The 20,697-nt window shown below is 63.4% G+C and carries 18 protein-coding genes; 11 read left to right on the top strand and 7 right to left on the bottom strand.

The window, feature by feature from the left end; genetic code table 11:
* The first annotated feature begins 119 nt into the window (after positions 1–119).
* On the top strand, positions 120–668 hold the full coding sequence (locus tag WDB66_RS14975) for a GNAT family N-acetyltransferase (RefSeq protein WP_339399406.1): 549 nt from the start codon (positions 120–122) through the stop codon (positions 666–668).
* 435 nt (positions 669–1,103) lie between these two features.
* On the opposite strand, the gene WDB66_RS14970 is transcribed toward WDB66_RS14975, so the two are convergent.
* The gene (locus tag WDB66_RS14970) at positions 1,104–2,201 is read right to left on the bottom strand and encodes an IS110 family RNA-guided transposase (RefSeq protein ID WP_339399405.1); all 1,098 of its coding nucleotides are present in this window, start codon (positions 2,199–2,201) and stop codon (positions 1,104–1,106) included.
* A gap of 164 nt (positions 2,202–2,365) precedes the next feature.
* On the opposite strand from WDB66_RS14970, the gene WDB66_RS14965 reads away from it, so the two are divergent.
* The gene (locus WDB66_RS14965) at positions 2,366–3,700 is read left to right on the top strand and encodes a hypothetical protein (protein WP_339399404.1); all 1,335 of its coding nucleotides are present in this window, start codon (positions 2,366–2,368) and stop codon (positions 3,698–3,700) included.
* 101 nt (positions 3,701–3,801) lie between these two features.
* Positions 3,802–4,458: a hypothetical protein gene (locus WDB66_RS14960; protein ID WP_339399403.1), complete on the top strand. Its 657-nt coding sequence runs from the start codon at positions 3,802–3,804 to the stop codon at positions 4,456–4,458.
* Positions 4,459–4,923: 465 nt separating this feature from the next.
* Here the strand turns inward: WDB66_RS14960 and WDB66_RS14955 are convergent, their stop codons facing one another.
* On the bottom strand, positions 4,924–5,883 hold the full coding sequence (locus WDB66_RS14955) for a LysR family transcriptional regulator (RefSeq protein ID WP_339399402.1): 960 nt from the start codon (positions 5,881–5,883) through the stop codon (positions 4,924–4,926).
* Between the two features lie 127 nt (positions 5,884–6,010).
* Here WDB66_RS14955 and aceB point away from each other — a divergent pair, with 127 nt between their 5' ends.
* Both aceB and aceA read left to right on the top strand, forming a co-directional pair.
* On the top strand, positions 6,011–7,618 hold the full coding sequence (aceB, locus tag WDB66_RS14950; RefSeq protein ID WP_339399401.1) for a malate synthase A: 1,608 nt from the start codon (positions 6,011–6,013) through the stop codon (positions 7,616–7,618).
* Positions 7,619–7,769: 151 nt separating this feature from the next.
* Positions 7,770–9,110, top strand: coding sequence for an isocitrate lyase (aceA, locus tag WDB66_RS14945; protein WP_339399400.1), 1,341 nt, complete (start codon positions 7,770–7,772; stop codon positions 9,108–9,110).
* 108 nt (positions 9,111–9,218) lie between these two features.
* Here aceA and WDB66_RS14940 read toward each other — a convergent pair whose 3' ends face one another.
* Both WDB66_RS14940 and WDB66_RS14935 read right to left on the bottom strand, forming a co-directional pair.
* Positions 9,219–9,848, bottom strand: coding sequence for an ATPase (locus WDB66_RS14940; protein WP_339399399.1), 630 nt, complete (start codon positions 9,846–9,848; stop codon positions 9,219–9,221).
* Between the two features lie 3 nt (positions 9,849–9,851).
* Complete coding sequence (locus WDB66_RS14935; RefSeq protein WP_339399398.1) at positions 9,852–10,193, bottom strand: type II toxin-antitoxin system Phd/YefM family antitoxin; 342 nt, start codon at positions 10,191–10,193, stop codon at positions 9,852–9,854.
* Between the two features lie 150 nt (positions 10,194–10,343).
* Here WDB66_RS14935 and WDB66_RS14930 point away from each other — a divergent pair, with 150 nt between their 5' ends.
* Complete coding sequence (locus tag WDB66_RS14930; RefSeq protein WP_339399397.1) at positions 10,344–11,015, top strand: AzlC family ABC transporter permease; 672 nt, start codon at positions 10,344–10,346, stop codon at positions 11,013–11,015.
* Positions 11,015–11,329 (top strand): AzlD domain-containing protein, encoded by a 315-nt coding sequence (locus tag WDB66_RS14925; protein ID WP_339399396.1) that lies wholly within the window; start codon positions 11,015–11,017, stop codon positions 11,327–11,329. Before WDB66_RS14930 ends, WDB66_RS14925 begins: the two co-directional genes overlap by 1 nt.
* 428 nt (positions 11,330–11,757) lie before the next feature.
* On the opposite strand, the gene WDB66_RS14920 is transcribed toward WDB66_RS14925, so the two are convergent.
* A complete protein-coding gene (locus WDB66_RS14920; RefSeq protein ID WP_339399395.1) occupies positions 11,758–13,719 on the bottom strand; it encodes an N-acetylmuramoyl-L-alanine amidase in 1,962 nt (653 codons plus the stop codon).
* 245 nt (positions 13,720–13,964) lie between these two features.
* Here WDB66_RS14920 and WDB66_RS14915 point away from each other — a divergent pair, with 245 nt between their 5' ends.
* From WDB66_RS14915 to WDB66_RS14905, 3 genes are all read left to right on the top strand, one after another.
* Positions 13,965–14,768, top strand: a complete 804-nt coding sequence (locus WDB66_RS14915) for an exodeoxyribonuclease III (protein ID WP_339399393.1) — start codon at positions 13,965–13,967, stop codon at positions 14,766–14,768.
* Positions 14,765–16,081, top strand: a complete 1,317-nt coding sequence (locus WDB66_RS14910) for an AmpG family muropeptide MFS transporter (protein ID WP_339399392.1) — start codon at positions 14,765–14,767, stop codon at positions 16,079–16,081. The genes WDB66_RS14915 and WDB66_RS14910 overlap by 4 nt, the downstream gene beginning before the upstream one ends.
* A gap of 116 nt (positions 16,082–16,197) precedes the next feature.
* On the top strand, positions 16,198–16,452 hold the full coding sequence (locus tag WDB66_RS14905; protein ID WP_339399391.1) for a hypothetical protein: 255 nt from the start codon (positions 16,198–16,200) through the stop codon (positions 16,450–16,452).
* Between the two features lie 60 nt (positions 16,453–16,512).
* Here WDB66_RS14905 and WDB66_RS14900 read toward each other — a convergent pair whose 3' ends face one another.
* On the bottom strand, positions 16,513–17,643 hold the full coding sequence (locus WDB66_RS14900) for an anhydro-N-acetylmuramic acid kinase (RefSeq protein WP_339399390.1): 1,131 nt from the start codon (positions 17,641–17,643) through the stop codon (positions 16,513–16,515).
* Positions 17,630–18,958: a peptidoglycan DD-metalloendopeptidase family protein gene (locus WDB66_RS14895; RefSeq protein ID WP_339399389.1), complete on the bottom strand. Its 1,329-nt coding sequence runs from the start codon at positions 18,956–18,958 to the stop codon at positions 17,630–17,632. Before WDB66_RS14895 ends, WDB66_RS14900 begins: the two co-directional genes overlap by 14 nt.
* Positions 18,959–19,303: 345 nt before the next feature.
* Here WDB66_RS14895 and tyrS point away from each other — a divergent pair, with 345 nt between their 5' ends.
* Positions 19,304–20,518: a tyrosine--tRNA ligase gene (gene tyrS, locus WDB66_RS14890; protein ID WP_339399388.1), complete on the top strand. Its 1,215-nt coding sequence runs from the start codon at positions 19,304–19,306 to the stop codon at positions 20,516–20,518.
* Positions 20,519–20,697 lie beyond the last annotated feature (179 nt).

Here is a 20,697-nt window from a genome sequence, read left to right as displayed (position 1 = left end):
ATGGCGAACACCTTCAGTCTGGCTCATCGAAGCCGTGTGGCGACGCGGGGGGAGTCCATTCGATCATTCAAGCCGACCGCCGCACGCGGCGGCGGCTTAATTCCGGCGTTAGGTGATGGATGGAAGCTTTCTCACACACCATTAGAGCGGCAACCGTTGCGGACGCTCCGGCACTTGCCACGCTAGCCGAGACCACTTTTCGAGAGACATTCGGGCTCGTGAACACGTCTGAGGACATGGATGTGTACTGCCGCCGTAGCTATAGCGAAGCTATCCAGGCATCTGAGATCACGAATAAAGCCACTATCACGCTTGTTGTTGATAGTCAGGGTTGTCTCGTTGGCTATGCTCAGCTGCGCCTTGCTGCGCCAGCGCCGCGTTGCGTCCCAGGTATGACTCGCGGCGAGATCCATCGCATCTACGTCACAGGTGAGTATCATGGCAAAGGAGTTGCGCAGGCGCTTATGGATTCGAGTATTTCGGCCTTGCGACAACGCGGTTGCAGCATTGCTTGGCTTGGAGTTTGGGAGAAAAACCCTAGGGCAATCTCGTTCTACCGGAAACTGGGTTTCGTCGAGGTGGGTGAGCACGTCTTCCAGCTAGGTACTGATTCCCAAAGAGACATCGTTATGCTTCTTCCTCTTGACGCATCCGGCGACATCACCTAACAATGCGTGTATGGACTCCCCCGTCAACCCCTGACGGCATGGTTTTGTGAAGCACCAGCTTCACGGCATTTGATTCTGCATTTTCCATCCTGCTGACGCTTTTGCTTCAACTCCGGCAAACGGGAGCGGTTGCATTCGTGTATTCGGCTTTGCGGTGGGATGGTTTCCCGAGCCATCATTCCGGCCAGTCCGCTTGCATGCGGACTGGCGTTCGCAGGCTCGCGGCATGCCGCTCGAAAGCCCTGCTCACCCGCGAGACGAGGCCAGACGTTCAAACGATCACGAAGATCAACATTGTTATCGGCTTGGTCGTCTCGGGGACCGACACGCTTGCATGAGTTGAGGCGGTGCAACAGCAGAACGGGTAAACGGTATTGCGGTGTTTCTTGCTGCGGTGAATCGGTAACGCGGTAATTGGGTTGAGGTGAAAGGGAATCAGCCGGCCTGTTGTTCTCGGCGGCTGACGTGTTCGGGATCGAAACTCGCGCCGTGGTGTTCGGCCGCCCAGAGCCGTCGCGCGGTCTTGTTGGCCAGCGCCACCACGGCCTTGTTGTGGCCTTTGCGTTCGGCCAGCGCCAGCGCCCAATGCTGGGTGCGATCCAGCGGCTGGCCGCGTTTTCGGGCGGCGTGCGCGGCCACCAGGGCCGAACGTGCGCCGTGGATCAGCAACGTGCGCAAATACACATCGCCTCGTTTGGTGATGCGCCCGAGTTTGCGCTGGCCGCCGCTGGAGTATTCGCGCGGGGTCAGGCCCAAGGCGCTGGCGAAGTGCCGGCCACTGGGGAATCGGGCAAAGTCGCCGATACCGGCGCTCATCGCGGTGGCGGTGATCAGCCCGACACCGCTGGCGGCCATCAGGCGCTGGCTGCGGGTATCACGTTGGACGATGTCGGCCAGTTGCTTCTCGATGGCGGTCATCGCTTCCTGGCAGGACACGATGCGCTCCAGCAGCCCAGCCAGGGCGTGACGCAGGTCCATCGGAATATCGTTGTCGCCATCTTCCAGCGCCGCCAGCACCGCAGGCCGCACCTTGTTGGTGCCGGCGGGAATGGCGAATCCGAACTCGCGCAGCAACCCGCGTACCGTGTTGATCGCAGCGGTGCGCTCGGCCTTGTGGTGTTCGCGGATGCGGTGCAACCCTTGTGTGCCTTGTTGTTCCTGCGTCTTCACCGGCACCGGGCGGATATCGCCACAGCGCGCCGCTTCCAGCAACCCGGCGGCATCGGCGCGGTCGGTCTTGTTGCGCCGGACATACGGGCGCACATGCTGCGCCGGCAGCAGTTCCACCGAATGACCGAGCTGCATAAAGCGCCGGGCCCAGGCATGCGCCGAACCGCAGGCTTCCATCACGATGCGCAACGGAGCGCGATTTTCCAGACACTCGGAAAATGGCTCGCGCTTGAGCCGCTTGCGCTCCACGATGCGCCCCGCTGCATCGGCAAACGCCAGCTCGAACACATCCTTGGCCAGATCCACCGCCAGCGTGACGGCGGTGGACGATTCATTGCGAACAGGTTTGGTGGTAGCGTGCATGGCGGACTCCTCCCGTGATCCCGTGTCCTGATGGCGAACACCTTCAGTCTGGCTCATCGAAGCCGTGTGGCGACGCGGGGGGAGTCCATTCGATCAATCAAGCCGAAGTGGCTTCGCCACTCGGCTTATCTCCGGTGTTAGATTGTTCGTTGGAGTGCCCCGCCATGTCTGATCCAGAGCTTCCGGCAACCCCCATCGCCGACAAGGAACTTCCTAAGATTGGTTCCGAAATCGCACTGTTCGTCAAGCATATTGACTCAATTGGGCACGTCCTCATCGGTCTAGTTTATGCGCTCCAGGAGATGTCGAAGCATAGCCGGACGGAGCTTCACGCATTTGAAGAGAAGGCCTGCACGGTCGAGAAGGATGGAGACAAGAGGTCGGTAGAGGTTCCCAACGAGCACTACCGAGAGTGGAAGAACCTTTTCAAGCGTTTTGAGCATTTCGATCTATCGAGAGACCTGCTTCCACGAAGCCTCCTCGTATCTCTCGTTTCACAGTACGACGCCTTTCTTGGTCGCCTCCTCCGGGCAATATTTCTGAAGAAGCCGGAGCTATTGAACGGATCCGATCGCAAGATTACGTTTGAAGCTCTTCAACACTTTACTTCCATCGACGCTGCGCGCGAGTACATTCTAGAGAAGGAAGTCGAATCAATTCTCAGGTCCAGCCATTCAGACCAGTTCAAGTGGATGGAGAAGGCGTTTGCTCTGCCTCTCACTAAGGACTTGAAGTCATGGCCAACCTTCGTAGAGCTGACCGAGCGGCGCAACCTGTTTGTCCATACAGATGGCGTTGTCTCGTCGCAGTACATGGCCGTTTGCAGGTCCCACGGCGCGAAGCTTACTGAGGGGCAGAAGGAGGGCGCGCGACTAGGAGTTCCGCAGGACTACTTCAAGAGCGCGCACGATTGCATATACGAGATCGGGATTAAGTTAGCGCACGTGCTGTGGAGAAAGCTTTTTCCAGATGAGCGCGAGAAGGCTGACAACAGCCTAATATCTACTTCCTATGAGCTCATCGAGGCCGGAAGGTATCCACTCGCAATTAGATTGCTTGACTTCGCATGTGAGGGGATGAGGTCTCACGCTAATGAGGTGACAAAGCTCGCACTGATCGTAAACCGTGCGCAAGCTTATAAATGGTCAGGAGATCACGAGCGCTGCAAGAAGATAATGAGAGCTGTGGATTGGTCGGCCAAGAGCGACCAGTTTCGGCTTGCCGACGCCGTCCTTAGAGAGGACTGGCCGGGCGCGGCCAAGCTCGTTTGCCGAATCGGCGCCGACGGCGTTGTGTCGGCACTGGACTATAGAGATTGGCCGTTGTTCCGGGAGTTCAGGAAGCAGGACGCGTTCCTAGACGCTTACAGGAGCGCATTCGGGGATGATTTCTCCAAGAGGTCCGAGAAAGCCCAAGAGTCGGTTCCAGAGCCGGAAAGGCGTGAGCTGCTTGAAGCAACCCCAAATCGCGAAACGACCGAAGAGGCACAGCTCCCGTAGAATCAATCTAACTATGTGCTCAACCGGACCTGCGGGGACATGTTACTTTCAAACCAACCACTATCGGCCCGCGGCCGGTTAGCACGGCGTTAGCCATCACGATGATTGATTTCGGCACCCAACTAATTCTATCTGGCGCCTTGAGCCTGGCGCTGAGCGGAGCTCTATTCTGGCTTCTTCGCTCTTGGATATCAGAGCGCTTGAAGAATGCAATCAAGCACGAGTATGACGAGAAGCTCGAGTCACACAAGGCGCAACTGCAGGCTCAAACAGCCGTAGAGACTGAGCGGCTTCGCTCGCAGTTGAGCATGCAAGCGACAGAACATGCGGTCAGATTCCAGCGGCTCCACGAAAAGCGAGCAGAGGTCATTGGGCAACTCTACTCGCTACTTACGGAGGCATACTGGAAGGCATCGACCTTTGCCTCCCCAATGGAATGGGCTGGAGAGCCCGGTAAGGACGAGAAGTACCTTGATGCTCACAACAGTCTGGTCGCCTTCTTTCAATACTTTGACAAGAATCGCATCTATCTGCCCACTACCGAGCTCTGCGATTCAATTGACCAGTTGATCCAAGGCATTCGGAAGCACATCACCAGATTCAGTATGTACTTGCGCCACAAGGACGAAAACCTTCCGGCAACGGTTCTTGAGAAGAAGCACGACGCCTGGATGAAGGCTTGGGAGTTCATGGAGCAGGAAGTGCCCGCTGCAAGATCAAAGCTTGAGGCTGAGTTCAGAGCGATTCTTAGCGGCTGACTGTGATGGCTAACAATTCATGTATGGACTCCCCTGTCAATCCCATCCGGCAGGATTTTGTGAAGCGCTAGCTTCACGGCATGTGATTCTGCATTTTCCATCCTGCTGACGCTTTTGCTTCAACTCCGGCAAACGGGAGCGGTTGCATTCGTGTATTCGGCTTTGCGGTGGGATGGTTTCCCGAGCCATCATTCCGGCCAGTCCGCTTGCATGCGGACTGGCGTTCGCAGGCTCGCGGCATGCCGCTCGAAAGCCCTGCTCACCCGCGAGACGAGGCCAGACGTTCAAACGTTCACGAGAATCAACATGGCGGTCACCCTTCGGGCCATGATTACGCGATGTCAAAAACCGCTCCCGGCGATTTTTTGTTATCGGTTTGGCTGCTTCGGGGGCTGACACGCTTTCATGTGTTTAGGCGGTGCAACAGCAGATGGATGGGCGCGTACGCAGTTTCAGTAGCCCACCTCACCGCTCCGAATGCCCGGTTTCATACCCGTCACGGCGGGTGAACATCGCCGGTTTGACCAGATCCACAAACGCGCGCGCCTGCGGTGACAGGTATTTGCCCTTGCGGATCACCACGCCGTAGCTGCGTGGCGGGAAGTAGGCGCGCAGGTTGCGCACCGCCAGGCGCTCGTGGTCGGACTCGGTCAGGCAGATGCCGGTGACGATCGAGATGCCCAGGCCCATCGCGACGTACTGTTTGATGATTTCCCAGCCGCCCACTTCCAATGCCACGGTGTACGGCACGCGGCGCTGCTGGAACACCAGATCCACGAGGCGATAGGTGGTCAGGCGTTTGGGCGGCAGGATCAGGCCGTAGGGCGACAGGTCTTCCAGCGTCAGCGGGTGCGCGGTGGCGAGCGGATGGCCGAGCGGCGCGATCAGCATCGGATCGAAGCTGCGCACCGGTGCGTAATCCAGATCGGTGGGGACATCCAGCATTGAACCGACCGCCAGATCCACTTCGTCGGAACGGATCATCGCCAGCCCGTCCTTGCCGGTGACGTTGTGCAGCTTGAGCTGCACCTCCGGATGCGCTTCGCGGAAGGCTTCGACCAGCAGCGGCAGGAAGTACAGGATCGTGGAGCTGCCGGCCGCGATGTTCAGTTCGCCGGCCGACAGTCCGCGCAGCCGGCTTTTGAACTCGCCTTCGAGCGAATCCAGCCCATCGACCAGCGGCCGGGCCAGTTCGTACAGCTCCTCGCCCTCGTGGGTGAGGTTCAGGCGTCGGCCCTGGCGTTCGAAAAGTTTGACCGACAGCTCACTCTCCAGCGCGCCCAATTGCAGGCTCACGGCCGGCTGGCTGAGGAAAAGCGCCTCGGCGGCACGGGTCACCGAGCCCAGCCGCGCGGCTGCACAGAAGGCTCGCAACTGCTTGAGTCTGCTGCCTTTGTAGTAGAAGCGGGGAGGTTTGGCGCTCACCGGAAATCAGCTCATGAAAACGTATTATCAGGAATGTTAATACTATTCATTGAAACATTTGTATTGGCAAATGTGCACCTGCCGCATACGTTGGCTACCCGACCCAGTACGACCCGAGGAGGCCGCCATGGCCGACGCTTCCCACAGCCCAGGCATCGAAATCACCGGCACGCTGAGCCAGGACTACCAGCAGGTGCTCACGCCGCAGGCGCAGGCGTTGCTGGTGGAACTGCATCGCCGCTTCGAGCCGCAGCGCCAGGCCTTGCTGGCTGCACGACGCGCGAACCAGGCGCGCTACGACACCGGCGAACTGCCCGACTTCCGCGCCGATACCCGTTCCATCCGCGAATCGGACTGGCGCGTGGCACCGATCCCGGCCGCGTTGCAGGATCGTCGCGTCGAGATCACCGGCCCGGTCGAGCGCAAGATGATCATCAACGCGCTGAATTCCGGCGCGAAGGTGTTCATGGCCGACTTCGAGGATTCCACCAGCCCCACCTGGGCCAACCAGATGGATGGCCAGGTCAATCTGCGTGATGCGGTGCGCGGCGACATCAGCTACACCGCACCGGCCAGTGAAGACGGCAAGCCCGGCAAGCACTACGCCCTGCGTGAAGACGCCGGCACCGTGCTGTTCGTGCGGCCGCGCGGCTGGCATCTGGCGGAAAAGCATGTGCTGGTCGATGGCCACCGGATTTCCGGCGGCATCTTCGATCTGGCGCTGTTCGCGCTGCACAACGCCGCCACGCTGCATGCGCGCGATCGCGGCCCGTACTTCTACCTGCCCAAGCTGGAGGCGATGGAAGAAGCCGCGCTGTGGGACGAGGTGATGGCCTTCCTCGAAGTGCGCCTGGGCCTGCCGATCGGCACGATGAAGGCCACGGTGCTGATCGAAACGCTGCCGGCGGTGTTCCAGATGGACGAGATCCTGCACGCGCTGCGCGGCCGCATCGTCGGGCTCAACTGCGGGCGCTGGGATTACATCTTCTCCTACATCAAGACCTTTCGCCGCGATGCGACGCGGGTGCTGCCCGAGCGTGCCCAGGTCAATATGGGCGTGCCGTTCCTGAGCGCGTACTCGCAGCTGCTGATCAAGACCTGCCACCGCCGTGGCGCGTTCGCGATGGGTGGCATGGCGGCGCAGATTCCGATCAATAGCGATCCGGAAGCCAACGAACAGGCCATGGCGCGGGTGCGGGCCGACAAGCTGCGCGAAGTCAGCAACGGCCATGACGGCACCTGGGTCGCGCATCCGGCGCTGATCCCGATCGCCGCGACGATCTTCGACGAGCACATGCCCGGCCCCAACAACCTGCATGTGGCGCGCGACGATGTCGAGGTCAGCCGCGACACCCTGATCGCGCCCAGCGTCGGCAACATCACCCGCGCCGGCTTCACCGCCAATATCGATGTCTGTGTGCGCTACCTGGCGGCCTGGCTCGATGGCCTGGGCTGCGTGCCGATCCATCACCTGATGGAAGACGCCGCCACCGCCGAAATCAGCCGCACCCAGTTGTGGCAGTGGCTGCACATCGGCGAGCAGATCCTCGAAGACGGCGCCCCGATCGACTTCGCCCTGTTCGACGCGGTGCTGGCACGGGTAACGCATTGCCTGTCCGAAACCGACCTCCCCGGCCAGAGCAAGGTGCGCGAAGCCGCCGCGCTGCTGGCCGAGCTTACCCATGCGGATGAGCTGGCGGATTTTTTGACGCTTCCGGCTTACGAGCGAATTTGAGCGGCCGGGAATTGGGAATGGAGAATCGGGAATCGTTGAGCTCCAGGCTTTCCCGCCCTCCCCCACCTTCCTGCCTTTACCACTCCCCACTCCCGAATCACGGCTTTACCACCCACTCCCCATTCCCTATTCCCCACTCCCGGAGACACCCATGACCACTCGCCAACAACAGATCGACGCCCTGCAGAAAGACTGGGACACCAACCCGCGCTGGAAGCTGGTCAAGCGCCCGTATTCCGCCGCCGATGTCGTGCGCCTGCGCGGCAGCGTGCAGCCTGAGCACACCCTCGCCCGTCGCGGTGCGGAAAAGCTCTGGAAGCTGGTCTCCGGCGATGCCAAAAAGGGCTACGTCAACGCTTTCGGCGCGATTTCCGCCGGGCAGGCAATGCAGCAGGCCAAGGCCGGGCTGGAAGCGGTGTACCTGTCCGGCTGGCAGGTCGCGGCCGATGGCAACACCTCGGAAACCATGTATCCGGACCAGTCGCTGTACGCCTACGACTCGGTGCCCACGATGGTTCGTCGCATCAACAACACCTTCCAACGCGCCGATGAAATCCAGTGGAAGAACATCGCCGACGGCAAGCTCGATGAAAAGGACGCCATCGACTTCTTCCTGCCGATTGTGGCCGATGCCGAGGCCGGTTTCGGCGGCGTGCTCAACGCCTATGAGCTGATGAAGAACATGATCGTGGCCGGTGCGTCCGGCGTGCATTTCGAAGACCAGCTCGCGGCGGTCAAGAAGTGCGGTCACATGGGCGGCAAGGTGCTGGTGCCGACCGCTGAAGCGGTGCAGAAGCTGGTCGCCGCGCGTCTGGCGGCCGACGTGCTTGGCGTGCCGAGCATCGTGCTGGCGCGCACCGACGCCGAGGCCGCGAATCTGCTGACCTCGGATTTTGATGCCAACGACCGTCCCTTCGTTACCGGCGAGCGCACCGCCGAGGGTTTCTACCGGGTCAAGAATGGTCTGGAACAGGCGATCTCGCGCGGTATCGCCTACGCCCCGTATGCGGATCTGGTGTGGTGCGAAACCGGCACCCCGGACATCGGTTTCGCGCGTGAATTCGCGCAGGCGGTGCTGGAAAAGAACCCCGGCAAGCTGCTCAGCTACAACTGCTCGCCCAGCTTCAACTGGAAGAAGAACCTCAACGACAGCCAGATCGCCTCCTTCCAGGAAGAACTCTCGGCGCTGGGTTACAAGTTCCAGTTCATCACCCTGGCCGGCATCCATATCAACTGGTTCAACACCTTCAAGTTCGCGCACGACTACGCTCGCGGCGAAGGCATGAAGCACTACGTGGAGCAGGTGCAGGAACCGGAATTTGCCGCGCGCGAGAAGGGCTACACCTTCGTCTCGCACCAGCAGGAAGTGGGTGCCGGTTACTTCGACGATGTCACCACCGTGATCCAGGGCGGCGCCTCCAGCGTCACCGCACTGACCGGTTCGACCGAAGAAGAGCAGTTCTACGAAGAAAAGAAGCAAGCCGTGGCCTGATTCCCGAACCTCTGGATTGACAGGAACACACGGCCCCGCTTTGGCGGGGCCGTCTGTTCTGGAGCGAGGGTTGATGCGGTGGTTGATGTGGTGCCGATGATGTGCTGCTCACTGCATCCGCAGCGCGGCTTCCATGATCGGCTTGGCCCAGTCCGGGATGCTGCGCAGCGTGTCGGCGTCGGTACGCGAGGTGATCTTTCCGTTTTCCATTTGCAGCAGCAGGCGCGGGTTGGGCATGGGTTGGCCGATGACGGCATCCGTACTGTTGTCGTAGACATGCAGCCGCGTCAGATAAGGCAACAGGGCTATCAGGTTGGCGCGTGAGGACAGGTAGCGTTCGCGAATCTTCCGCTCTGGGATGTCATGGCCGCCACGTGCCACGCGTGCCCGCACCCGGGCGATATGGTGTTCGGGTGAATCCAGCCCGCAGTACCACATGAAAAGGTCATGACTGGCGGCGGCGTCACGCAATCGGGCGGCAATGGAGTTGCCGCCCAGGGTGGTCTCGAAAGCATGTGTGCGCCCGGTCCTGATGGCGCGATCGAGGCGGCGCACGCCTTCCTGCCAGGCTTCCATATTGGCGTCTGATTGTGTGTTTCCAGCAGCGGCCATGAGGTCGCGTGCGTAATCATCCGGGTTGAACCAGTTGCCGCCTGCGTGCCTGAGACGTTCGCCGCCAATAGAGCTTTTGCCGGCTCCGTTGACGCCGCCAAGCACCACGATCCGTGGTCGGGGCACCGGTCAGAACTCGTGTCCGGTGAAGATCTTGCCGCCCAGATCGGTAGGCGTATCGAACAGGCTGTCGAGGATCTCGTGCGCACCCGGCTCATTGAGACAGGCCAGCCGCTCATCGTATTCACGCCGCAAGGCTTCCAGCACGGTGTCGCTGCCGCGTTGCAGGCGCTCGTATTCGGCCACCGGGACGATCACCGCTTCGGGCCGTCCGTGGTTGGTGATGAGCACGCTGCCTTCGTTCTGCACGGCTTCCATCACGCCGCGCCAGCCGAGCTTCTTCACATCCGAGGCCGGTGTGCGCGGCAGGTGGTCGAGGCTGCCGTAACGGGTTGGATGGGGTGCGGACATGGTGGGACCTCCTTGAGGGTAGTCCCAATATACCCTTTTTTACCAAAATGGGCTGAATCACAAGGCCACATCAGCGTCCGCAACTGAAACAAGCGGTTCGTCGTTTGCTGGCATGATGCCGGCCCCGATTTTCGCAGCTTTGTGATTCCCATGCCTGGACCCGTCCTGACGCCTGCCACCCGCATGGGCTTGTCGATTGCGCTGGCGACGGGGTTTTACGGGATCTCGTTCGGGGCGCTGGCGGTCGCGGCCGGGCTGGATTTCTGGCAGACGATGGCGCTCAGCCTGCTGATGTTCACCGGCGGCTCGCAGTTCGCCTATATCGGCGTGATCGGCGGCGGTGGCACCGGTGCGGCGGCGCTGGGCGCGGCGAGTCTGCTCGGGGTGCGCAATGCGGTGTACGGGGTGCAGGTGAACCGGATGCTGGCGCCACACGGTTGGCGCAAATGGCTGGCGGCGCAGGTGACGATCGACGAATCGGCGGCCACGGCGCTGGCCCAGCCTGAGCCTGATGAACAGCGTCGCGGCTTCTGGGTCGCAGGCTTGGGCGTGTTTTTGCTGTGGAACCTGTTCACCGCACTGGGCGCGTTGCTCGGCGATGCGGTCGGTGATCCGCGAAGCTGGGGTCTGGATGGTGCGGCGGTGGCGGCCTTCATCGGTTTGCTGTGGCCGCGTCTGCGCGGGCGCGAAGCGGTGGCCGTGGCGGTGGTCTGTGCGCTCGCGACGGCGCTGGCGTTGCCATGGGTGCCGCCGGGTGTCCCGATTCTGGTGGCGGCCTGCGTCGCGGTGGTCTGGGGTTGGCTGGTGTCGGAGCGCGGATGATGAGTGCCGACTGGATCTGGCTGCTGCTGGCCTGTGCGGTGGCGTTCGTTACCAAGCTGGCCGGTTATCTGGTGCCGCCGCAGGCGATGAGTGGGCCAAGAATGGCGCGCGTGACCGCGCTGGTGACGGTGGGCCTGCTGGCAGCATTGGTGGTCAGCAATACCCTGGCCGATGGACAGAAATTGGTGATCGATGCCCGCGTTGGAGCATTGGCGGTGGCCATTGTGGCGCTGTTGTTGCGTGCGCCGTTCCTGCTGGTGGTGATCGCCGGTGCCGCGACGGCGGCGCTGTTGCGGAGCATGGGTATCGGTTGAGGGTGTTGTGGGTGGTGTCTCCGGTTTGACGCCGCCCCGGGCCGGGCATTGCTTCCCGGCTCGGTCGGCCATCCATGGCCGAACTCGCCGCCGCAGCGCATCCGTGCGCTGCTTTCCGCAATACCCGGCCCGGGGCGCCTGCCGGCCATTTGTTGTGGCCGCATGGCAAAAGCAGCCTGTCGCTGCTCGTCGGATTGAAGGTCTGGCGGACATCAGCCGTGTTCCGGAAGGCCATGAGTGCGACAAGCAAAACATGGATGTTTTGCGCGCGAGTCAGGGCAGGACGCCCTGACCGAGCGGAAAGCGCTCATGGCCGGTCGGGATGCGGCGTCCTGCCGGAGTCAGGTTGTGCTTTCTTCCAAACCCCGGGAACAAAAAAGGGCGCACCGATGTCCCGGTACGCCCTTTTCAATTGATGCACGAAGCGGTCAGTTCCTGATCTGCACGTCGTCGATGTAGACGAAGACGTTGTACGCGGTCTGGGCGCGGTAGAACCAGATCGCATCCAGGGTCACGCTGGAGGCGGTGATCGCACCGTTGCCGCCGACCCAGGCATTCCACTGGCTGGCATCGGCCAGGTTCCACTCCAGATAGGTCCAGGTATTGGCCGGGATGGTGCGTGCAATCGAACGCTCGGTGCCGTCGCTGTCATCGATGCCCAGTGCCGCACTCATGCCGGTGCCGCCGGAATACACCCAGAACCCGACCTTGCCGTTGGCGCGAGTCAGCGCGGTGTTGGAACCGGGACTGCCGCCACCGGACAGCAGACGTACCGCCCAGGCGGCCGAGGTGTTCGGGTTGTCGACCAGCTTCACCTGCAGCGAGCAGTTGCCGTTCCTACGCATCGAGCAGTCGCGCTGCGCGGTGGAAGCGGTGGAAATGCCGGTGGTGCTGCCCGAGTAGGCCGGCGAAGTGTTGAACGGCCCGACCGTGCTCTCAAACGAAGCCAGAATGCGGGTGGTACCGGTGCCACCGCCGCCACTGCCCGGGTTCAGCAGGCCGTGGTAGCGCGACCAGTTCCAGTTTATGCCCGGGTCGGTATGGGTGTTGCCGCTGAAGTGCTGGTGGCCTTTGATCTTGACGCTGGCGGCCAGCACGTTGATGCCGCTGCTGGGCGCGCCCTTGTAGGCCGAGGCGCAGCTGATTGCGCTGTAGCTGGCGCAGAAGTGCCGCACCAGCGCCGCCGAGGCGTTGTACATCGCGGTGGTGTACCAGGAGCTGTTGTTGACGTAGCCCTCGTGCTCGATGCCCAGCGTGTAGCTGTTGTGGTTGCGCACGTGCCAGCCGGTATGGGCGTGGCGCACCATCTGCGTGACCTGGCCATCGGAGCTGCGGATCACGTAGTGCGCGCTGACGTTGGCGGCGGAGTTCTTGAACCAGGAAATGGTGCCGGCATAGCTGCCCTGCGCGGTGTGGATGGTCACGGCACTGACTGCGGCACTGCGCGACGCGGTGTAGTTGCTCGAATGTGCGGCGTTCCAGATCGCCGGGCCGTAATCCGCACTCTTGGCGGCGGCATCGGCGGATTTGGCCGGGCTCATGTCGACCAGGGTTTCGCTGACCGGATCAATGGCGTAATCGCCGGTATCGATCAGGTCCTTGCCCAGATCCAGCCGCACGAACGGCGCCCGCAGCTGCACCAGTTTTTCCGTGCTGAAGGCCTTTTCCCACTGCACCGCGCGCTCGGGCACGACCATGCCCTTTTCGTTGACACCGCGGTCCAGCGCCAGCAGCACGTCGAAGGCGAAGCTGTTGCGGGCGAAATCATCGACCGCGCTCTTGCCTTCCTGCGGCGTGAAGCCGGCATAACGTGCCAGCGCCGGTGCGATGTCTTCCGGTGCGGGTGCGGCCTTGGCACCGCGCCGGTTGCCGCGATCAGCATCGATCTCGCGCGCCAGCAGCGCGGCGGCGGCCAGGATGTTGTAGCGGTCATCGCTGGCAATCACATCGGCCGGTACCCCGAGCAGCGCCGAGGCCTGGCTGAGCTGGTCGGTGAAGCCTTCACCGCCGTAAAGGCCCATGACGCCGTGCGCGCTGGGCATGTGGTGATGGTTTTCACCGTGATCGGTGTCGGCGGCCAGTGGCAGCCAGCGGCTCTGCGAATAGGCGATTGCCTCCAGCACTCCTTCCGGGATCTGCGGGTACTGCGCATAGGCCTGCGCGAACAACGGCGGGAACGCCGCACGGATCGCGCTGAGCTGGATTTCCTCGGCCTTGAGCCGGGCCAGCATGGCCGGGTCTTCGTCCCAGTGGACGGAGGCGGTGATGGATGCAGCATCGTTGATGGACAGCTGCGGCAATCGGTCGGGATTGCCCCCCAGTGCAGCTGCGGGCAGAGCCAGGCCAAGCGCGACGAGCACGCTGGCGAACACGCCGGTACGTACAAGCATGAGTCTCTCCTGATGGTGGTTGGTTCGGCGTGGCCCCCCCGAGCACGCCGAGGTGGAAGCTAGCACGTTGATTGTGAAATTTCGTGTCGCAATGCATCAGGATGTTCGGATGGCGTGTTTCCGGCACGGATCCGGTGCAATGTCCGGCACATCGATGCGCGGTCGCAGCGTGATGCAGAAGCGCCGTATGCCGGCACGCACGCGGCGCCGCCCGTATCATCGACGCTTTTCCCCGGAGGGCCGCAATGCGGATCATGACCTTCAATGCCAATGGCATCCGCTCGGCGGTGAACAAGGATTTCTTCCCGTGGTTCCACGCTCAGGACGTGGACGTGATGTGCGTGCAGGAAACCAAGGCGCAGGAACACCAGTTGGCCGGCGAGGCCTTTCGCCCACCCGGCTATCACGTGGCGTTCCGTGATGCGATCACGAAGAAGGGCTACAGCGGCGTGGCGATCTACAGCCGGCGCGAACCCGACGAAATCCGCACCGCACTGGGCTGGGCGCCGTTCGACGACGAGGGCCGCTACATCGAGGCGCGCTTCGGCAACCTGAGCGTGGTGTCGTTCTACATCCCGTCTGGCTCGTCGGGCGAGCTGCGCCAGGGCTTCAAGTTCGAGGTCATGGCGTGGCTGCGGCCGATCCTGGACCAGTGGTTGGCCAGCGGGCGCGACTACGTGCTGTGCGGCGACTGGAACATCGTGCGCGCCCGCAACGACATCAGGAACTGGAGCGGCAACCAGAAGAATTCCGGCTGCCTGCCGTCCGAGCGCGCGTGGATGAATGCGCTGATCGCCGATGCCTGCGGTGATGGTTCGCCGCAGCCGGAAACCGGCTGGGCGGATGCGTTCCGGGTGCTGAAACCCGAGGTCAGCGACGAATACACCTGGTGGTCGAACCGTGGCCAGGCGCGCGCCAACAACGTCGGCTGGCGGATCGATTACCAGCTCGCCACGCCGGCCCTGCGCGAGCGCATCCGGGCCTGTTCGGTGGCTCGCGATCCGCGCTTTTCCGACCACGCGCCGTTCACGGTGGACTACGCGCTGTGAGTGGCGCCGCGCCCGCGCGTGCATCCGGCTGGCGAGGCGCGCTGGCCGCGTTCGCGGCACCGTCGGCGTGGACGATGTTCTTCTTCGGATTCGCCTCGGGCCTGCCGTTTCTGCTGGTCGGCGTGACACTGGCGTACTGGCTGCGCGAAGGCGGCATCGAGCTGCGTAACATCACGATGATCGCCAGCGCCGGGCTGGCGTATTCGTTCAAGTTCCTGTGGGCGCCGCTGGTGGACCGCTGGCGCTTGCCGTTGCTGGGCCGTCTGGGTCTGCGCCGCGGCTGGCTGATGCTGGCGTTGTTGTGCGTGGGCGCCGGTCTGCTGGCGATGGCGCAGGTCACGCCGGAACAGCTCGGCCCGTTCATCGCGCTGACCCTGATCGTGGCATTCGCCGGTGCCACGCTGGACATCGCGGTGGACGCATACCGCGTGGAAATCGCGCCGCCGGAAGCGCAGGGCGCGCTGGTGGCGACCTATTCGCTGGGTTACCGCATCGCGCTGATCGTGTCCGGTGCGCTGGCGCTGGTGCTGGCCGATCACGTGGCCTGGTCCAGCGTCTACCGGGTGATGGCGCTGTGCACGCTGATTCCCATCGTCGCCTGCCTGCTGGCGCGCGAACCGGATGTGGTGCGGGTGCGGGTGGTCGGCTGGGTCGCGGGCCTGAAGGAAGGCGTGGTGGAACCGTTCGCTGATGTGTTCCGGCGCTTCGGTGGACGCGTGGCCTTCGCGCTGCTGTTGTTCATTCTCGGCATGAAGATCTCCGATCAGGCGCTGGTCGGCGGCATCATCGGGCCGTTCTATCTGGACCAGGGCTTTAGCAAGACCGAAATCGCGGCGGTGACCAAGGTCTACGGCATCTGGGTCGGCATCGCCGGGGTGTTCCTGGGGGGTCTGGCGGTGGCGCGCTGGGGCGTGCACTGGCCGCTGTTCGCCGCGATCGCGCTGGGCGCGGCCAGCAACCTGCTCTACCTGGCGCTGATCGGGGCCAACGGCGATCTGGCCTTGCTGACGCTGGTGATCTCCGGCGAAAACCTCGCGCAGGGCTTCCTCGGCACCACCGCCGTGGCCTACATGTCGGCGCTGGTCAACACGCGCTATACCGCGACGCAGTACGCGCTGTTCTCGTCACTGATCATGTTGCCAGGCAAGCTGCTGGGGTTTTTTTCCGGCGCGATTGTCGAGGCCGGTCAAGGCTATGCCGGCTACTTCGTGCTCAGCGCGGTGATCGCGTTGCCGGCGATGCTGCTGTTCTTCTGGCTGCGCCCGCGCGTGACGCTGGCCGGGCAACGGGAGGCTTCTTCCGATGAACGCTGATCCCGGGCTTGCGATGCCTGCGAAATTGCATGCGGCCATGCTATGTTGCCGCAGGCGCTGCGCGTGTATCGGAACAGGGGATCGCGCCGTAGACATCACAAGGCCTTCGATCTCCCATGCCTGATTTTCTCGTCCGTGACATCGAACCCCAGGTCGCCGATCGCATCAAGCGCATCGCGCGCGAACGCGGCTGGCCGATCAATGACGTGATTCTGCGCCTGATCAAGGAAGCTCTGGGCATGGTGCAGCCGGATGCACCGGTGCCGGGCGATATCGCACGCCTGGCCGGCACCTTCGAGGACGACGAGTCCCGCGCGCTGGCCGAGGCGATGAAGGCGATGCAGAGCCTGCCGGACGATACGCCCTACTGACGCCCGGGCGCTTGCGCCCATGCAGGTTGCACGGGGCAGATTCCACGCAGTTCGAAAAGCTCAGGCCGGATGGATCGCGCCCAGCACACGCGGGCCACAGGCGCCGGTCACCGCCGGAAGATTGCCGGCCAGTCCTTCCAGCGTCTGCCGCGCCAGCCAGGCGAAACCCATGGCTTCGACGAAGTCCGGGTCGATGCCCAGCACCGCGGTGCTCTGGACTGACGCATCAGGCAGCAGTTGCGCCAGACGCCGCATCAGCGCGCCGTTGTGCACGCCGCCACCGCAGACGAACAAGCGCCGCGTGCCGGCCTGGGTGCACCGCAGGGCCTGCACGATGCTGCGCGCGGAAAGCTCCAGCAGCGTGGCCTGCACATCGGCCGCAGCCAGTTCGCGCGCGCCGATATGCCGGCGCAGCCAGGCCAGATGGAACAGGTCGCGGCCGGTGCTTTTCGGTGGTGGCAGCATGAACCAGGGTTCGGCCAGCAGCGCCGCCAGCAATGCCTCGTCGGGCTGTCCGCTGCTGGCGAAACGGCCATCGGCATCAAAGCCCTGGGCGCAGTGCTCCAGCATCCAGGCGTCCATCAGGCCATTCGCCGGGCCGGTGTCGAAACCGGACACCTCGCCCGCGCGCGGCAGCAGGGTCAGGTTCGCGATGCCGCCCAGGTTCAATACCGCCGTATCTTCGCCGCACGGCGCGAGCATGGCTTGATGGAAGGCCGGCATCAGCGGTGCGCCCTGCCCGCCGGCGGCAACATCGCGGCGGCGGAAGTCGGCGATGGTGGTGATGCCGGTGCGTTCGGCGATCAGATTGGCATCGCCGATCTGCCAGGAAAACGGAAAATCACCGTGCGGCGCATGACGCAGCGTCTGCCCGTGCGAGCCGATCGCGCGGACCTGTTCCGGCGCGATGGCGTGGTCATGCAACAGCGTCGATGCGGCCTCGGCGAACGCGGCACCGATGCGGTGATCCAGGCGCGCCACGCGATCCAGATCGACGCTGACCGCGGCCTGCGACAACGCCAGGATTTCCTTGCGCAGTTCCGGTGTGTAGGCAAAGGTATGTGCCGCCACCAGAGTGGGCGCGGCCTGCGTATCTTCGAAGTGCACCAGCGCCGCGTCGATGCCGTCGACGCTGGTACCCGAGATCAGACCAAGATGGAGCCCGGAAGATGAGGCGTCAGCGCGCCGCATAGCGCTGCTTGCCGTCGAGCAGTTCGAGCTTGGCAAGCAGGGGCTGGGTTTGCTGCTGGAAGCGTGCCAGCTCGGATTTCGGCAGTGGCTCGGGCTTGGGCAGAGTGACCTTCAGCGGATCACGGTGCGCGCCGTTGACGCGGAATTCGTAATGCAGATGCGGGCCGGTGGCCAGGCCGCTGCTGCCGACGTAGCCGATGGTGTCGCCCTGTCGCACGCGCGTGCCCTTGCGGTACTTGCCGAACTTGGACAGGTGCGCGTACAGCGTGGTGTAGCCGCGTCCGTGGTCGATGATCACGGTGTGGCCGTAGCCGTTCTGCCAGCCGGCAAAGCTGACCCGGCCCTCGCCGGCGGCCATGATCGGCGTGCCGGTACGCGCCGCATAATCCACGCCGCGATGCGCGCGCATCGTGCCCAGCACCGGATGCTTGCGTGCGGTGGTGAACTGCGAACTGATGCGGGTGAACTCCACCGGCACGCGCAGGAAGCTCTTCTTCATCGGCCGGCCGTCGCGGTCGAAATACTCGCTGCGGCCATCGGCGAAGGTGTAGCGGAAGGCGTGATACAGCTTGCCCTGGTTGAGGAAGCTGGCCGCCACGATATCGCCACTGCGCAGGCGTTCACCGTCGCGGTAGACCTCCTCGTAGACCACGCTGAAGCGATCGCCCACGCGCAGGTCTTGGGTGAAGTCGATGTCGTAGCCGAAGACCTTGGCCAACTCCAGCACGGTGCCGTTGCCGATGCCGGCTTTCGACGCGGCGCCGAACAGTGAGCCTTCGATCAGCCCGCTGGCCATGTTGACGCGGTACTGGATGTCGCGCTCGGTGACCTGCTGTTCGATGCTGTCGCCATCGATCAGCACGGTGACGAAGCTGGCCTCGTCGCGTTCGAAACGAAGCCCGCGCAGGGTGTTGTCCGCATCGATGTCGAATTCGAAACGCGCACCGGCCCGCACCCGGGTCAGCGGCTCGCGCAGCGAAGGCTGTTCCAGTAGCCGGTGCAGCTGCCGATGGGACAGCGACAACGAGGAAAACACCGCGCCCATCGTCTGCCCGGACTGGATCTCGACCTGGCGCCATTGCGGAACCTCGGCAATCTCGGCGGCGTGGTCGGCGTCGGCTTCATGTTCAATCGCGGCCGTTTCGGGTTCGGGCAGCGGCAGCGGCTGCACCCAGCGCTGCACCTGGTAATCGTCCAGCGAGGCATTGGCGAAACCGGGGCCGATCGCGGCGGTCAGGGAGACGGTCGCGGCCACCATGCTGGCCAGCAGCCACTTCTCGCGGCGCGACTGTGTGGTGGTGGGACGAGGAGCCACCCGGGTGGACCGGGGATGTGCGTCAGGATCGGTATCGCATGCGCGCGCAGCGCGTTCGCCCTCTGGCTGGCGAGTGTTGTTTCCGTACATTCAATCGTCCCGGCACCGCTGCGCGGTATCTGCAAGTGGCCGAACGATAACCATGTTGAAGTAGTGAGGTCAAACCCTTGTTCGCAATGGCTTTTTTCCTGAACGGGTTTAACGTGAAGTTAACGAAATCCAGCCCGGTGCAGACTGTGATCCATGCCCGGTGCTGCCGCCGCGGAGCGGATCGTCGTAAGCTGCCCGGCTTGCGGGCCTCTGCGATGCCCGCCCCTGCCCCACACTTATATGGAAGGACCGGCCATGACGGCTGTTGATGACGCCATGGAGCTGCTAGCCCGTGGCAGCGACGAAATCCTCAAGCGCGAAGAACTCAAGGCCCGACTGGGTCAGGGCCGCCCGCTGCGGGTCAAGGCCGGCTTCGACCCGACCGCGCCCGATCTGCATCTGGGTCACACCGTGCTGTTGAACAAGATGCGCCAGTTCCAGGATCTGGGGCACACGGTGGTGTTCCTGATCGGCGACTTCACCGGAATGATCGGCGACCCCTCGGGCAAGAGCGCCACCCGCCCGCCGCTGACCCGCGACGAGGTGCTGGCCAACGCCGAGACCTACAAGGCGCAGGTGTTCAAGGTGCTGGATCCGGAGCGCACCGAAGTGCGCTTCAACTCGGAGTGGTTCGGCACCATGGGCGCGGCCGACATGATCCGGCTGGCCTCCACCCATACCGTGGCACGGATGCTGGAGCGCGATGATTTCGCCAAGCGCTACGGCGCCCAGCAGCCGATCGCCATCCACGAGTTCCTCTACCCGCTGGTGCAGGGCTATGACTCGGTCGCGCTCAAGGCCGACGTGGAGCTGGGCGGCACCGACCAGAAGTTCAACCTGCTGATGGGCCGCGCGCTGCAGGAGCACCACGGCCAGAAGCCGCAGGTGGTGCTGACCATGCCGCTGCTGGTGGGCCTGGATGGCGTCAACAAGATGTCCAAGTCGCTGGGCAACTACATCGGAGTCACCGATCCGGCGATCGACTTCGTCAACAAGACCATGAAGATCGGCGATGAGCTGATGTGGGACTGGATCGAGCTGCTGAGCTTCGACATCGGCATCGAGCAGGCCGCGCGGCTCAAGGCCGAGGTGGCCTCGGGCGCGCTCAACCCGCGCGAGGTGAAGCTGCGCCTGGCGCGCGAGCTGGCCACGCGCTTCCACGACGCGGCCGCGGCCGAAACCGCGATCGCCGGCTGGCACGCGGCGGTCACCGGGCAGGGCGACACCTCGCTGCTGCCGCTGCAGGACGTGGTGGTGCCGGCCGAAGGACTGCGCATCGCGGCATTGCTCACGGCTGCCGGCATCACGCCTTCCAACTCCGAGGCCAATCGCAAGCTCAAGGAGCGTGCGGTGCGGGTGGATGGCGAGGTGGTGGAAGACGCCGGCAGCGTGTTCACCCCGGGCTTCGAAGGCGTGCTGCAGGTGGGCAAACGCAACTTCGCCCGGGTGCGGCTGATCGCCGGATCCTGAACGGAAGCCACCGGCTGCAATCCCCGCATCGATGAGGTCTTGCATTTTCCTTTCTGTGGCCTATAATGGCCGGCTCGCTGACCACAGACGGAGTTTCCGGATGGGTCGGCGGGAAGAAATCGGCTCCTTGAGGTGTTGACAGCAAGGAAAACCGGTGTAAGATGTGCGGCTCCCTGGGG

Origin of the sequence: Denitratimonas organivorans, from assembly GCF_037478135.1 — a bacterium.
Lineage (GTDB): Bacteria > Pseudomonadota > Gammaproteobacteria > Xanthomonadales > Xanthomonadaceae > Denitratimonas.
The sequence above is the reverse complement of the archived record's forward strand: the minus strand, read 5'-3'. Positions and strand labels throughout refer to the sequence as shown.